The sequence below is a fragment of the Rubripirellula tenax genome (assembly GCF_007860125.1).
GTDB lineage: Bacteria > Planctomycetota > Planctomycetia > Pirellulales > Pirellulaceae > Rubripirellula > Rubripirellula tenax.
This window is the reverse complement of record NZ_SJPW01000006.1, coordinates 397690-413211: the sequence shown is the minus strand read 5'-3', so window position 1 is coordinate 413211 and position 15522 is coordinate 397690. Positions and strand designations below refer to the sequence as shown.

The 15522-nt window shown below is 55.4% G+C and carries 13 protein-coding genes; 4 read left to right on the top strand and 9 right to left on the bottom strand.

All coding sequences use genetic code 11. The features are described from left to right. Window position 1 precedes the first annotated feature (1 nt). A complete protein-coding gene (locus tag Poly51_RS22410; RefSeq protein WP_146460299.1) occupies window positions 2–1378 on the top strand; it encodes an NAD-dependent succinate-semialdehyde dehydrogenase in 1377 nt (458 codons plus the stop codon). Window positions 1379–1615: 237 nt separating this feature from the next. On the opposite strand, the gene Poly51_RS22405 is transcribed toward Poly51_RS22410, so the two are convergent. Further along, window positions 1616–3004: an aspartate aminotransferase family protein gene (locus Poly51_RS22405; protein ID WP_146460297.1), complete on the bottom strand. Its 1389-nt coding sequence runs from the start codon at window positions 3002–3004 to the stop codon at window positions 1616–1618. A 15-nt stretch (window positions 3005–3019) separates the two neighbouring features. After that, window positions 3020–4180 carry a C45 family autoproteolytic acyltransferase/hydolase gene (locus Poly51_RS22400; RefSeq protein WP_146460295.1) on the bottom strand — a complete coding sequence of 387 codons (1161 nt, stop codon included), beginning with the start codon at window positions 4178–4180 and terminating at the stop codon, window positions 3020–3022. A gap of 222 nt (window positions 4181–4402) precedes the next feature. Between Poly51_RS22400 and Poly51_RS22395 the strand changes: the two genes are divergently transcribed. Continuing rightward, entirely contained in the window at window positions 4403–4852 is a 450-nt protein-coding gene (locus tag Poly51_RS22395; protein WP_146460294.1) for a hypothetical protein, read from the top strand. A 208-nt stretch (window positions 4853–5060) separates the two neighbouring features. Here the strand turns inward: Poly51_RS22395 and Poly51_RS22390 are convergent, their stop codons facing one another. Then, entirely contained in the window at window positions 5061–6998 is a 1938-nt protein-coding gene (locus Poly51_RS22390) for an autotransporter family protein (protein ID WP_186775728.1), read from the bottom strand. A 114-nt stretch (window positions 6999–7112) separates the two neighbouring features. Here Poly51_RS22390 and Poly51_RS22385 point away from each other — a divergent pair, with 114 nt between their 5' ends. Beyond that, on the top strand, window positions 7113–7784 hold the full coding sequence (locus Poly51_RS22385) for a GNAT family N-acetyltransferase (protein ID WP_222435905.1): 672 nt from the start codon (window positions 7113–7115) through the stop codon (window positions 7782–7784). Between the two features lie 49 nt (window positions 7785–7833). On the opposite strand, the gene Poly51_RS22380 is transcribed toward Poly51_RS22385, so the two are convergent. From Poly51_RS22380 to Poly51_RS22370, 3 genes are all read right to left on the bottom strand, one after another. Beyond that, a complete protein-coding gene (locus Poly51_RS22380) occupies window positions 7834–9327 on the bottom strand; it encodes a DUF5722 domain-containing protein (RefSeq protein ID WP_146460292.1) in 1494 nt (497 codons plus the stop codon). A 435-nt stretch (window positions 9328–9762) separates the two neighbouring features. Then, a complete protein-coding gene (locus tag Poly51_RS22375; RefSeq protein ID WP_146460290.1) occupies window positions 9763–10071 on the bottom strand; it encodes a Dabb family protein in 309 nt (102 codons plus the stop codon). 100 nt (window positions 10072–10171) lie between these two features. Continuing rightward, a complete protein-coding gene (locus Poly51_RS22370) occupies window positions 10172–10927 on the bottom strand; it encodes a metallophosphoesterase (RefSeq protein WP_146460288.1) in 756 nt (251 codons plus the stop codon). Between the two features lie 243 nt (window positions 10928–11170). On the opposite strand from Poly51_RS22370, the gene Poly51_RS22365 reads away from it, so the two are divergent. Further along, a complete protein-coding gene (locus Poly51_RS22365; RefSeq protein WP_146460286.1) occupies window positions 11171–12751 on the top strand; it encodes an outer membrane protein assembly factor BamB family protein in 1581 nt (526 codons plus the stop codon). 27 nt (window positions 12752–12778) lie between these two features. Here Poly51_RS22365 and Poly51_RS22360 read toward each other — a convergent pair whose 3' ends face one another. Genes Poly51_RS22360 through Poly51_RS22350 form a run of 3 tightly spaced genes read right to left on the bottom strand, consistent with a single transcriptional unit; the run spans window position 12779 to window position 15320 of the window. Then, complete coding sequence (locus Poly51_RS22360) at window positions 12779–13390, bottom strand: flavin reductase family protein (RefSeq protein WP_146460284.1); 612 nt, start codon at window positions 13388–13390, stop codon at window positions 12779–12781. Next, complete coding sequence (locus tag Poly51_RS22355) at window positions 13387–14184, bottom strand: inositol monophosphatase family protein (protein ID WP_146460282.1); 798 nt, start codon at window positions 14182–14184, stop codon at window positions 13387–13389. Before Poly51_RS22355 ends, Poly51_RS22360 begins: the two co-directional genes overlap by 4 nt. Beyond that, the gene (locus Poly51_RS22350; RefSeq protein ID WP_146460280.1) at window positions 14184–15320 is read right to left on the bottom strand and encodes a serine/threonine-protein kinase; all 1137 of its coding nucleotides are present in this window, start codon (window positions 15318–15320) and stop codon (window positions 14184–14186) included. Before Poly51_RS22350 ends, Poly51_RS22355 begins: the two co-directional genes overlap by 1 nt. Window positions 15321–15522: the final 202 nt, after the last annotated feature.

The window sequence follows — 15522 nt, the reverse complement described above, 5'->3', positions numbered from 1 at the left end:
CGTGAAATTTGTAAGTATCAACCCGGCCAACAACGAAACCATCGAGGCCTTCGAAACACAGTCAAAAGTCGAGACGCTTGAGTTGGTGAAACTTGCCGATCAGGCATATCGGTCTTGGCGAACGACGACCTTTGACCAACGTAAAGAGGTGGTCATTGCGTTCGCTAGTCTGCTCAGGCAACGTGTCGACGATTTGGCTCAGATCATCACTCGTGAGATGGGGAAACGAATTTCTGAGAGTCGAAGGGAGGTCGAGTTTTGCGCCCAAATTGCTGAGTTTTATGCAAACGGTGCGGAATCGTTTTTGGCGAACCAGCAATTGGAGACCGCTGATGCAGACGTCTTTATTCGATTCGAACCGATCGGAGTTCTTTTGGGGGTGATGCCTTGGAACTATCCCTTTTATCAGGTCACTCGATTCGCTGCACCCAACATCATGGCAGGAAACGCAGTGATGGTGAAACACGCAGAAAATGTTCCCAGGTGCGCTCAGGTCATTGCAGATTTGTTTGATGAATGTCGACTGCCCAGCGGTGTCTACACGAACCTCTTTATTCCAACCAGTTTTGTCGAGGCGATCGTTTCCGACATACGAGTTCAAGGTGTCTCACTAACGGGAAGCGAGCGAGCGGGTGCGGCCGTTGCTTCGCTGGCTGGCAAGAATCTGAAACGTTCCGTTCTGGAACTTGGGGGAAATGATCCATTCATTGTCTTAGAAGACGCCGACATGGATGCGACAGTCGAGTTTGCCGTGAAAGGAAGAATGGCGAACACCGGTCAGTCGTGTGTCGCTGCGAAACGCTTCATCGTCGTCAAATCGGTTGCCGATGAATTCCTGGCAAAGTTCAAACAAGCGATGTCCGTGTTGAAGATCGGTGACCCGATGGACGACGATACGACCGTTGCACCTCTGTCGACGGAACAAGCGGCGGTTGCGTTGAGCGAACAAGTGCAAGCGTCGGTTGACGCCGGTGCGACGGTTTTGCTGGGTGGCGATCGTCCGGCGAGGCCCGGTGCTTATTTCAATCCGACGATCTTGACCGACGTCACGCCTGGGATGCCGACCTATGACCAAGAACTCTTTGGTCCGGTAGCCACGGTTTATGTTGTTGATGACGAAGAAGCGGCAATTCAATTGGCCAACGATTCCTCGTATGGTCTAGGCGGAAGCATCTATACCCGGGACATTGATCGTGGCCAACGCATCGCCGAGAGAATCGAATCGGGGATGATCTTCATTAACCAACCCACCACATCGCAAGCTGATCTACCTTTCGGTGGCGTAAAGAATTCTGGCTATGGCCGAGAGCTTTCGCATCTCGGTATTTTGGAGTTTGTGAACAAGAAGCTCGTTCACTTGGGATCAAAGGGTTCTTGACTTAGGATCGAGCGGTTTTTTAGTGTCGTCTTTCGCTCCGCGAAAGCAACGCTTTAAGATCGGGCGGTAAATAAGTGTACGATGGGCACTCTTGCCCGTCGCGAACATCTCGGGAAAAAATGCCCGAGTTACGACAGTTATTTCCCGCTCGATCTTTAGCATCGCGTGAACATCAAGTGGCGTAAGCTTCCAGCTTGCGGTCGGCTGAAATCGCAAGCTAGAAGCTTACGCCACTGCCTACGCCGTCTTGGCTCGCAACACTGCGGCATCGATTGCAGATTCAAGTGCCTGCATCGCTTCATGGAGTTGCGCGTCGCTTATCACCAGTGGCGCAAGCAAACGAAGACACGAACCGTAAAGCCCGGCGCGAATCATGATCAAACCACGCTGGAAAGCTTCTTCGACGATCAGCGGTGGTAGCACCGAATTGGGTTCTTTGGTTTCTCGATCCGTAACAAATTCCAGCGCACACATCGCACCGATGCACCTGACGTCTCCAATGGCAGCGTGCTTTGCCTGCCACCGACGGAAGTAATCCAGTGTTATCGCGCCGATCTCGTTCGCGCGGTCTGCCAAATTGTTTTCGCGCATGTAATCGATCGTTGCCACTGCACCGGCGCACGCCACGGGGTTGCCGCCGAATGTTGAACCAAGTCCTCCGACGTGCGGTTTGTCCATCACCTCAGCCTTTCCGGTGACTGCCGCGATGGGCAATCCCGACCCAATGCTCTTGGCCATGATCACCATGTCGACATCCCACTGGGTACCACAGCCCGGCGTGTGCTCGATCGCGAACATTTTTCCGGTGCGGCAAAATCCGGTTTGCACCTCGTCGCTGGCCAACAAGATTCCGTATTGGTCGGTGAGTTCGCGTAGGGCTCGCATGTATGCGGGCGGTGCTGGGATAAAGCCCCCCTCGCCTTGCACAGGCTCGATGATCACGGCGGCTACACTGGTTGGATCAATCTGAGCTACCAAAGCCTTCTTCAGATCGTTGATTCGAAGTTCGCAGAAATCGTCGGTACTCATCCCACTGGGCTTCTCGCGGTATTCGTAAGGAAACGGCACACGATAGACTTCGCTCGCAAATGGCCCGAAGCCACGTTTGAAGAGGGCGTATTTGCTCGTCATCGTCATTCCCAACAGGCTTCGTCCGTGAAATGCTCCCTCGAACACGATGATGCCTTGTCGACCGGTGGCGTAGCGCGCAATCTTAACCGCGTTCTCGCCGGCCTCGACACCCGAGTTGCAGAGCAACGTCTTTTTGGGGCCGCGGATCGGCACAATCTCATGCAGTTTTTCGTTCAATTGCACCATCGATTCGTAGGTGCCCACGATGTTGCTCAAATGGATCAGCTTATCCACTTGGTCGTGAATCGCTTGCGTGACTTCGGGTGGACAATGACCGGCATTGAGTGTGCCAATGCCGCCGGCTAGATCGATGAAGACGTTGCCGTCGACGTCGGTCACCGTTGCCCCCGAGGCCGAGGCGGCGACGATAGGACACGATCGGTACAGCCCTCGGACCGTGGTTGCATCGCGACGATCGAGAATCGATTGGGCACGAGGACCGGGAATCGGGCCGCTGATTTGAATCGTGGAAGTTGCAAGATTGCTTTTAGGCATAGTGTGAGTTTGAAATCAAGAAGCAGTTGGCGTGGGCGAGTTTGGCAACACGGTAAAGGTTTCCGGCTCGGTCTGGTCCGCTTTCGCGTGGACTCTGCCTAGTCCCCAGATCGCGTCCATCGCACGATCACGAGGCGAAATCACCACCGCGCCGCCAGTCTCTACATCGTAATCGGGAAGCGGGCCATGGCAGATCGAGCTTAATGGGTCTTTCGCGTCAAATTGGTTCAATAGACGCCATAAACCTTGGCGAGAACAATCTTCGCGATGGGTATCAAGCCAGTGCTCAGCCGATCGCAGTCGGCCACGGGTACTATGCACTGGTGCATCGCCGCGAACGGGTTCGATGTTGACCAGTTCCGAGTCTAAGCAATGGTTGGTGTGGGCGAGTGTCGATGCCAAAGTTCGCACCGCGATTCGCGTCGGCGAGCGTTCGACGCTGTATCCGTTACTTTCCGCATCAAGCAAAAGGTAGTGATGCGCACCGGCCACCGGTGCAAGTTTTAGCAGTTCGAGAGCTTCATCGGCATTTCGAGCGCGAAGCATGCGACGCACCACGCTCGTCCACATCACACCGGGGCTCCCGTCCATGGTCACCAGGTTGTTGATCCCGATCGCAAGACCATGCTCGTTGATACCGATCATCGCCGGACAGCCGGTAACGGTGAATACCACCGTGGCAGGTTGATCGGTCGATCGTTGGTCCAGCACGCGAATGTACGGAGTCGCCGAAGTGTGCATGTCCCAAGTTTGCGCAAGCAACGGCAGTCTATCGGCGGACGTACTGGCAGCCACCAACACCGCGGTGCATTGACCTGGATCGTTCACTGGACCTTGCGACGAGCTATTCAACGCCGCACCGCCACGCAACGCGTCAACAAAATCGGTGAACCCACCTGTCACCAACAGATCGCGTGCTGGCACATCGGCAGCATCGGCGATGCCCTCAAGCTCAGCCGTCGTTTGGGTGTCGTAACGTTTTTGGTGTTCCCAGCAGGCCTCTGCCAAAGCTTCTGGGTTCACGCGATTGATGCCGTCCCCGATCCAAAAACGGTCATGGCAAAGCCGCATCCGCTCTTCGGTTAAAGCCTGGATTTCGCGTCGAAATACGGTGCCATGTGCGCGGCCCATCGCGGTCGCGTCACCGACAAGGGTTAGTTTCTCGATGGCAGGCATGATGTGTGATCCAGACGAGGAAAGGCCAGACAAAAACTTGTATATCGTGAACGACTCATTCGTTGAAGATTCGTCCAATTGAACCCCAATGATAGTTCGGTAAACTCATTTATAAACGTCATAGATTGCGGCTAATCGCCCAAACGCTGTTCGTTGTTCGCCACCTTTTGGGTGGCAGCGTCCAATGCCGCATTCACTTCGTCCTCGACAATGAATGCAGGCATGAAAAAGATCACAGTTGCGAATTACAAGCAGGATAAGTTTTACGAAAAGGCCGTGGGGGCGATGGCAGCGGTGCTCCAGCGGCAGGAGTCTGTCTCGCCGATTGATGTGATGCTACAAATGGAGAGGTTGACGCCGAAACAAATCGAGGACTGGCGATTCGCTAGAATTGCGTTTCTTGAAAGCGTGACGATCGGAGGACTTGGGACGGTGAATCGAATCCTTCGGTTGATCGGTTTTCATGCACATGATTTGAACCTGATCCCGTCGCATACCGTTTATCGCAAATGGGGCAAAGGCAAGAATCGAATTGTGCTGCGGTTTTCAAAGTTTGGGGATCCGAATTTGGAGGCAGCATGGTCGCGGCACTACACCTGCCCAAAGCGCAGACGCGAACTCAAACAACTCAAAGTAAGCACGGACGAAACAAGCAGTAAGGATTCGCTGTAGAAAGCGACTGCCCGATGCGTTCTAAGTCGGACGAACGTAAGATTGCAATGTGCTTCATTTGTTTTTGCCAGTTGTGTATGGACGCTAGCACGCAAAGAGTTGCCGATGCTGTCTTATCACGTCATGCCCTATCCGCCTGACTGGACCATCCGAGCGACGGCCACCCACTACCACCCCCTCGGGTTGGCAGATAACCAGGCCCGCATCGCTACCACATCCATCGCACGCCCGCCAATCCGGTTTGGAAAGCGGAACGTGTGTTGATGTTGCCTTGGTAGGCGAGAGTGAACTGTCCGCCGAGCAGGAAACCCCAATCCAGTTGTCCGCCCAACGATAGCCAATCGCGGTCGACCGAAGCACTCTCGACCGAGTACTGATTCGTTATCGCGGCCGAGCTTAGCAGCGTTTGCGCTTGTCGATTATCGTCAAAGAACTCATGCAACCATCCGACACGAACTTGGGTTGTTGCAGGACCAAGTGCCGTCGGGTTCGATTTCGAAAGTGAGAATCCGACCATGCTGCGAAGTGAATTGTCGTCGATTCCGTTGACGTTCAAATTAAAGTCCGATCCACCGGTTTCAGCCGCAGAATCGAGATCAACGCGGATGCCTTGCAACGAAACAAAATTCAACCACATCGTATCGTACGAACCGTGCGCGAGGCCGCACTCGACATAACCGAATTGGTCGGTTCCATCGAGACTACTCGAAGCCTGACTGTCGGCGGTGAACACATCGGTGGATCTTTTGACATCGTGGTCTTGGTATCCGAAACCACCGGCGCCCAACACGTACACCACATCGCCGGCATACTGAAGCGTTCCGCCGAGTCGATACGATTCGGATTCGGCCGTTTGATCGGAACCGCGTATTGACATGTCAGAACTCGAAACTTGGGCGAAACCATGCACGCCAAGGCCGTTGGCACTCAACCAACCGGTACCAAGTTCGATCCCACCAACGGATTGGCGATAGCCAAGCGTCGAACAACGATCTTCGTTCGCACTCATGGTCATTCCGAATCCGCGTACCCACGGTGTCTGGCGTCCAATCGAATCCGGGTTGCTGCGTTGCAACAACACCCGGTCGCGGACGGAGTGCAGGTTGTTTTGGATCTGGTTGATCTCTCCGTCGACGAGTGATGGATAAATCGTCCCCGAGATTTGATTGACTGCGCGATTGACCAGATCGGTGGAACCACTACGAAGTCCGGCAATCGTGGTCATCTGATCAACGCTTCCCTCGACCTGAAGTCTGTCGAATTCCATGGCCGCCACCGTTTGGTTGCAACCCTCGACGACTGCGGCAAAAGTAAGGCCGTTATCTTGGACTACTAGCTGAACATCGCTAGGGTTCGCTGCGATGGTCGCTTCCAAGAACGGATTCGAGGGCAACGCGAATGTGTCCGCTGCGTTTGCGAAGACACCCGTGACGGACGTCGCCGAGTTGATGACGGTGAACGCATCGCCGGTTGCATAGTTGGATCCGACAAAGTTCGGTCGCAACGTTGAGTCCGTGATCGTGACGTTTCCGGAGGCATCAATCAAGTCGCTTTGACCAGGAGTGCCGCCGACAACATCAACTGCGATCGTCGAATGGGTCGCATCCAGTGTGCCGACGATATTCAACGTCCCAACGACACCATCGGTATCGGTATCGCCGGGAGCGATCGTTCCCTCGACGACCAGATTCGCAGTGATTGGATCGGTATCACCGAACAGGGTTCCAGCGGCCGAGACATTCACGCCGGCACCGACACTGGTGACTTGGAATTCCCCAAGGTCAACGGCTGCACCGTCGACGGAGACCGCGGAATTGCCATTCAGATCGATCACCACCGCTGCGACGTCCGAATTGGTGAACGAAAGGTCGTTGGTGATATCCGGCAAATTGCTAGCCAGCGTGATCGTTCCGCCACCGGAAATGTTGAACACGACCCGGTCGCCCGCGACGGCGGTCGTGACTGCCTCGCGAAGTGAACCCGTTCCCGAATCGGCAAGCGTCGTCACCTCGATATCCGCAGCAATCGAGGTCGCGGGAATGGATAAAACAAACCCGATCGAGCAAATCAGCCAACCGACTCCGCGAAGACGGCAGGCGTTTGAAAGGATGCGTAGCGAATCGATTTTAGCTAGTTTGCGGGTCATCCGGCCTGTTTCTCCAATCGGGGTAGTACCGATCATCGGCCTGGCGCTAAGGTCTTCCCCAAATCAATCAAGGTTCCGCCAACAGAAGCTGTCACTACAGGCGTTGCAGCCGCCATGACCGTCATAACCGTCAAATGCGTCAACGTCGCTCATGGATCAACTCGCCCCGATTTCTTTGGCATGCTGGCGAACCTTGGGTTGCGTTGCCTTGTCAGGGTTCAGACTCACGAACCGCGTGACGTTCCTTGGGGCAGTGATTTCTCTTTTTGGCAAGAGCCGATGACGAACGATTTGACGCGCATCTCGGTCGCCGACCTGAACTCGGCCGAGCATGCACGTGCCGTCATCGAGATTCTTGACAATTACGCACGCGATATTACCGGCGGCAACGCGCCTTTATCCGATCATGCCAAGACGAACCTTATAGAGCAACTCCGCAAGCGATCCCATTGCTGCGTCATTCTAGTTTGGACGAATGAGATCCCGGCCGGCTTGGCGATTTGCTTCGAAGGTTTCTCTACCTTTGCATGTCAGCCAGTCCTGAACATACAGGACTTCGTCATTTCACCCAACTTTCGAGGCCGGGGGCTGTCGCACGTGCTACTTGAAAAAGTCCAAGACGTTGCAGTCCAGCGAAAGTGTTGCAAACTGACACTCGAAGTGCTGGAAGGGAATCAAATCGCCAAACATGTTTACGACAAGTTCGGTTTCCAGGGCTACCAATTGGATCCGAAGATGGGACACGCAGTGTTCCTCGAAAAGTCGCTTGCAAACGTTGAACCGTAAATTTGCAATCGGTTCACCCATTCGCGACTGGTCAAACGCTTCGCGAGCGTTATGGCGCCGCGGACCAGTCGGTGATTCCGATGGTTTTGAGATACGGATCGGCCAATCGACTTTCGTTGGCAGTGCCGAGCGCTTGATATAGATTCCAAATTGGCTTTTTGCCGAGCGGATCGGTTGGGTCGTCGGGGTATTTTCGAAGCCCAATCCGTAACTTTCCTTCGCCGTGGTTGTCGATCCAGTTGTGGTAGTGCCACATTTGGATCGACTCAAGCGGTAAGATCTTTTTCCAGGCGAAAGCCATTCCGGCTGCTTGATCCATGAGCGATTTTTCGGAATAGTCCGGCGAATTGAATCCGTTCTCGGACAGATGAACAGGCCTTAGCTCGCCACCGAAACGCATTTCGGGAAGATGCATGTAAGCATCCAGTACTTCGATGTTCTTGGGGGTGATCTTCTTGGTATCGAAATCGCTTGTTGCTTGGTCGTCTTCCCATGTCCGCGGCTTCAGCAGGCTTTGCGGATAGGGATGGTGTGCCAATCCCCAGGCAAAGTCACCTTCGGCGGCACAGAACTTCGTCAACAATTGCAGCAATCGTTTGGACCCATACCACTTTGGCGTTCCCGCATCGGCCCAATGGTGCGTCAATGAAATGAACGCGCGGGCGTTAGGGTCGTATTGGCGAGCGATCATGTGCGTCAACCGCATCGAACGCTGGTACAGATCCATGTACTCGATCGCGGACTTATCACCTGCGTTCGTCCACTCGTATCCCGCATCGACTTCGTTGTGAATGATCCAGTGATGAACGCGTCCGAATTTTCCGTCGGGCCGCGACCATCGCTCTGCGATCAGATTCATGATCGCACCATAGGCATCGACTCCGCTTGCCGACGTCACGTTGGGCATGGCGAACGTGCCATCGGAGTTCGCATCGGGATGACCGATCGTCTTCAAGACTTCGCTGGAGTGTTTGGCCGGATTGCCGACCAACAAGATCACCGAAACCATCAAGTCGCTTTCGGCAGCAGCAATCAATCGCTGATCCATCGCATGCAGTTGTCGATTGTCGGCGTGATAGGTGCGCCCCTGCCATTGAAACGGCGTGGTCGATTGTCCGGGCTCCAAGGCGATGAGCGAATGGACCATCAAGTTGATCGTCACGCCTGCGACACCGAGTTCTTCGAGTTCGTTGGCCAACTTCGGGACAATGTGCCAACCGCCGAGCCCCTTTTTAGATCGCGGATTGGCTGCGGGAAGTTCGGGGGAACGGCATCCAATGGTGTCGGCATACCGAGCATGCGAAATGGCGACGGTTTCCTGGTCCGTCTCGCGCACCAACTGCCATCGGGAAACGATGCGATCGTAGTCTCGTCCTTCGCGCAGTCGATTCCTTGGCGTGGTCACCACGAAACTGCCGTCGTCACCGACGGGAACGTCCAGCAACGTCGCGAAAACATCCGCGTCACCAAGCACTCGATCCATCGGAATGTCCGCCAGCCGAACTCCATCGGTTACGGATCGAACGGTTCCTTCAATGGTCACGCTCGCGTCATCCACCGCGACGCGAGTAATCGTGTCGGAGAACGTAGCATTCAGATATCGATCAAGCGACCGTGTTAACACAGCCCCCATAACTCGAGTCGCCTGCGCCGCCGGAGCAGCAGACGCGGATTCCCGGCGCGAAAGGGCGAACAAAATGACAATCAGTGCAGTCAGAAACTGCACTGCCCTAGACGGGTTTCGCATGGCGGATCATCGCTGGACGGCAGGTGGGATAGGCGGGACGGAACGTGCATACCGATTTTGCATACCGATCGTGGGTACGGGCAGTGCCATCATGGTTGGCGCAAGAATCGGCGTCCGCTGTGACTCTGTATTTAACAAGAAAATGCGAGCCGGGATAACCCAAGGTACGATTGTGCCGGTCCTACCGTCCCCGCGTCGAATATCGCCCAGGGATGATGATTCGACCGTTGGCTAATTCACGGTGCTGTCGTAAATGATCGTGTTTGCCCAGGAATCTTTGTTCTGGGCGATGAACTCTTGGTGACGATCGGATACTTGGTAGGCATCGTGGGCGGGACGATCCGCGAAAACCATGTGTAGCGAGACATCGAAATCGCCGTTGACTGGCCGAGCGAGTTCTTTGTCGCGAACGCCGACCGAAAAATCGACCACTCCGTCATGTTCGTCCAAGTACTTATGCGCATCGCTGATCAAATGTTCAACGGCGGCGTTACTGCGATCTTTTAGCGTGAAGAAAACGTGGTGGGCGAGGTTGGGCATTCGAGTATGTCTTTTCGAGTTCAGGGTCATGGGTGTCCGTCCAATGTACGGGCCTCATAGCTTGGCTCAGTTCGAACGGCAAATCAACACGGTTACTTTTCTAACGCACATCCAGGGTGATCGGGTGAAAGGGGACGTGGCGGATCGCGGCCCCGCCGTTGTAAAAATCAATTTCTTGAAGTCGGTAACCGAGCATCCGCCGGTGCGTGTGCCCGAACACGACACGCTTGATGCCAATCGTTTGTTCGGTCGGTTGCCGGTTCATCCATCGAATCAGTCGTCGGCAAGTATTACGTTTGCGGTGACCAGCGATCGCAGCGGCCCTGTGAACTCGGGCGTGGACCGCAACGTCGTACACTCGGTTTGCCAACTTGCCCGCGACGGGTTTGTCGTGCCACTTGTGTCGGTAACGTGTGAAAGCGTCTGCCGTTCCGTCACCCTCAATCACGTCGCCGTGAAGCCAGAGCGTATCGCCAATTCGTACACACTCCAGATCCGAAGTGAATCGATCGCGAACGGACGACCACTGGACCAAAGCGTCGTGAAACGCCAAATGCGAGTCGTGGTTTCCGTTCAGATACACAAAATGCTTTTTCGGAAACATCCGGTACCATCGATCGAGCCACTGAAGTGCCGTGGCTACCGATGCGTCGTCGTCGCCAACGCGACTCCATCGAAAATCGAAGAGGTCGCCACCCCAAATGCAGATATCCGCGTCGTCGATCACCCGCTCGATACGACCATGGTGCGTGTCCGCATTCGACCGACCGCTTAACCAATGCAAATCTGAAACGAACGTGACTCGCTGATTCTCTCGTCCGATTCGCTGCGACGCCGATTCCAAAACTGTGATCATTAAGTTGGCCCAATCTACGTCAAGCTTGCCAATTCCCGCGGACTTACGTCGAAGCGTACTATACGCATAAAGTCCGACGGCGGCTAAAATCCGTCAATCCATCGAACGATCGGATGGCGGACGGATTCTACGAACACAACCCTGCGGAATAATGTTTTGATCGATGGCCCTGAAAACGATGGCCCTGAAAACGATGGCCAGACGGCGGACAGCCATAAACCGACTCTCACATCGCCACGCCGGTTGCGTCGAAGCCTAATCGCGCTGGCGATCGGGGTGGTCGCGATTGTCGCAGCACAGTCAATCGCGACGACGACGGATCATCAGCACGCCAACACTGCTTGTTTCGTCATTGGTTTGATAACGCTGATTTACGGGTTGGTCCAGTTGCATTTGTCGGCGTCACGTCGCGGACGACGCTATGTCGTACCGGCGACGATCGCCGTAGTCCTGGCGGGAATCTTTTCGCTCGTTCGATTCGATGGTTTCAGCGGCGAAATGGTACCGCAGTTTGCCTTTCGGTTTGACGAAGGGATGGAACTGGCTGATTTGGACGCGGAGTCTTCTGACATTGCCCTGGACGACTCGGCCGAGGCCAATGCAATTGCGAACTCGACAAACTTTCTTGGAACCGATCGAAACGGCATCATTGAGAAACGCGCCTTTGCGGTGCCTGAGTCTGCCGGCGACGTCGATATTCTTTGGAACCAGGGGATCGGCGAAGGTTGGTCGTCGTTCGCAGTCGCCGGTGATCGGGCGGTCACCTTGGAACAACGCGGCGAAATGGAATGCTTGACGTGTTACCGGCTTCGTGATGGCAAGCTACTGTGGATTCAATCGGCCGCAACTCGCCACGAAAACGCGCTCGGGGGCACTGGGCCGAGATCGACGCCGACCATCGATTCTGGCCGTGTCTATGCCCAAGGCGCAACGGGTAAGGTTTGGTGCGTTGACTTGTTCAGCGGTGACGAGATCTGGAAACTCGATTTGTTGGAGGTCGCCGGTTGGACGAAGCTGGAATCGGAAAATGCCATCACCTGGGGTCGAGCAGGTTCGCCATTGATTGTCGATGATATGTGCGTTCTACCGCTGGGTGGACCGGACGAACTAGCCAATTCGGGACGCAGTCTGATCGCGTTGGATGCCAAGGACGGAACAACGCGATGGACCGCCGGCGAAGCACAGATTAGCTATGGATCACCGATGACCATGACTTTGGCGGGCGTCCGACAAATTGTTTCGGTGAACGAAGCGACGGTGACGGGGCATTCGATCGAAGACGGTGCGGTGCAGTGGGAATTCGAATGGCCCGGACAATCCAATGCGGGTGCAAACTGTGCATCGGCCGTTCAGGCTGGAATGAACAGATTCATAATCGGCAAGGGCTACGGCGGCGGCAGCGCATTGGTGGAAATTGACGGTGACAAAACGTCGATGAACGCGCACGCCGTTTGGAGTTCGTCGAGTGTCCTGAAAACCAAGTTCACGCACGCCTGTTTGGGGGACAACGTGGCTTACGCGATCAGCAACGGCTCGTTGGAAGCGGTTAATGTCGAATCATCGGATTCGTATTGGCGGCAGCCTCGCAGCGACCGATTGGGGCAAGGACAGCTTATGCGTGTCGAAGACGTTCTGGTTTGTCAAAGCGAATCCGGGCACGTCGATTTCGTCGATGCCGTCGCCGACGAGTATCGATTGAAACTACAGTTGCCGGCATTGTCGACAAAGACATGGAACGTGCCGACGATCGCCGGAAGGCATATTCTGGTTCGCAACGATCGCGAAACGATCTGCTTTTACATGCCCGAGAAAATTACGAACTAACACCGATGCGAACACAAACCGGTCGACTCACGTTTTTGGGCGGGCAATGACGAAGCGGTCGGCGGTTCGTGAATATTGGTCACCGGCCATTCGACCGATCGTGTCGAGACGTTCGGTGATCGCGCTGCCGTTGTGATCCACGCAGTCGTCTTGAACGTGGATCCAAACGATGCGGCCCAAAACCAGATTGGCGCCGCCGGGGCCACTGCCAATCGCGATCGCCGAATGGAGTTCGCATTCCATGCTTGCCACTGCGGACGCAACCCGCGGCGGTCGAACCAGCGTCGATACCGCCTTGGCGACGTCTGCGAATTCGAACTCGTCTTCCCCCGGCGGAAGTTCGGCCGCGGTTCGGTTCATCGACTCGGCGACCGATTCGGTAACAATGTTGATGACAAATTGACCGGTGCGTTGAACATTGAGCAATGAATCTTTGGGCGTTCCGTCGCGGCGGTTGGCGGGACAGAACGCAAGCGTCGGCGGGTTCGCGCCCACACCGCAAAAGAAACTGAAGGGCGCCAGGTTGGCGATCCCATCGACCGACAACGTTGACACCCACGCAATCGGTCGCGGCGTGATCAATCGCGTCATCCAATCATAGACTTCGCGAGTCGATTTTTCATTGACGGCGAAGTTCATCGTGACAACAAATCGATCATGGTCCGGTGTAGCTTATCCGATCCGCTGACACAAAATTTTGGCAACCAATCGTCGACCGAACTGCCGTCGTAGGCCGTCACGGTAGCGCCCGCTTCTCTTGCAATAACGATCCCCGCAGCGGCATCCCACGATGCAACACTGGTCGCCCAATAGGAATCCAAACGTCCCGCTGCGACGTAGCAGAGATTCAGTGCGCAGCTTCCCAGTCGCCTGAGCGATCGACACCGCTCTAGAACCTTCAAGAATCGCTCGACTTCGACGTCGTTGCTTTTGACGCCCGCCGGAAACGAGCAGGCGACCAATCCGTCGCTGAGGTCGCTGCAGCCGCTCGAACGAATCGGCTTTCCGTTGCAAAAGGCGCCTTGTCCGTCGATCGCCGTGAACAGTTCGTCGGTGACCGGATCCAAGATGACTCCCAGCCGCATCCTGCCCCGCTCGAACAAACCGATCGATACCGCGAACGACTGCAATCGATGGACATAGTTGACCGTACCATCCAGTGGGTCCACGACCCAACATGGCGGCGCGTCAACGTCTCCGTTTCGAACCGATTCCAGCGGTTCATTTTCGCCTTCTTCTTCGCCAACGAAGGCATAGCCGGCGAAGGCATCCATCAAAATGGCGCGAACGGCTTTCTGTGACGCCAAGTCGGCATCCGTGACCAAGTCTTTCGGCGCTTTTTCGCGGACGACTCGATCGTCACGGCGCGACATCAATTCGGCAGCACCGGCGCGAGCAGCTTTCATGGCGACCTGCAGGTGATTCTCGTCCATTACAGATTCAGCCCGTCGTTTTCGATTTCAAGTTGTTTGATTTCTTCCAGCCAGACACGAATGTCGTTGTCGTACTCGGTTGCCATGTCGCCGAGAATCAATTGTCGGTGAAACGCTGCGGCACCCTTTTCCACATGCTCAGCTGCTTCCGCGTTGGGAAAGCGACGGTTGGGATCAGGGGAAATCAAGCCGCCGATGAAGTTCATCAACAGTTCGTTTCGTAGCACGTCGTCCGGTAATACACTGGACAAGTTGGCGGGCAGCTCGCGTTTGGATTGCAACAGGTCTCGCATCTTTGATTTGTGACCGAAGGGGCTGCGGCCCGAGAGCAGTTCGACCAAGACGTATCCGACGCTGGCAAGATCGCTGCGCGGCGTCGCTTCGCGATTCTCAAGCACTTCCGGCGCAGCATACAACGGTGTGCATTCGCGATCGCGCGGCGGGTTGCGATAGTCAATCGCCGATCCCATGTCGATCAGCTTTGCGTGGCCGCTGCGCTTCAGCATGATGTTGGACGGCTTCACATCACCGTGAACGATGCCTTCGCGGTGCAGCGCCGCAAGCGCCGCCAAAATTTCGCGGACGATGGCGACCGCAACGCCGGCCTTAAAGCGAGACTGCTCGGCGCCTTCGGTCAAAATCACTTCGTTGATGTAACGCCACCGTCGGTTGCTGACATGACTCTGCAGAAGATGCAGGCATCGGGGCGACATCAATTGGCGAAGGTCGTAGCCGTCCACCCATTCCATCATCATGATCCGAACACGTTCGCGCTCGAAGAAGTTCTGAACGTCCAGCAGGTTGTCGTGCTGTATCATCGCCACGCGGGCAGCAATCGAAGCAACTCGCTGCATCGCTTCGGTGTAAGCCGCGGCACCGTTGTATCGTTCCGGCGAAAACACTTTCATCGCGACGGGAACGGTGAACCCGTCCGTACCACGATATTCCGTCAGATAGACTTCGCCTTGGCCTCCACGACCCAGAAGCCGAAGCATGTGATGGTGGCCAGTCCAGCTGACTTTTCCTTCCAGCCCCAGCCGACTGTACGCCGCGATCAGCTTCGGATCCGCAACCGCGCCAAGCGCCCCTTCGGCCGTGATCGTCGGGTTCGGTTCGAAGCGAGTCGTGGATTGCATGTTTGGTTCGTCCATCCTTGATTTGCACATTCGTTCGCGACATGGCGATAGGTGTTCGTGTGACCATACCGCCGAGTAATTTTACTCGTAGAAACGGGATTGGGGAACATCAGCGGTTTCGAGCACAGTCTAGCCGCTGGTGGCGGTCGTGATGTGGCTAGATTCCGTTATTCACGTCCGAAGACGAATCATATCGGTCCGT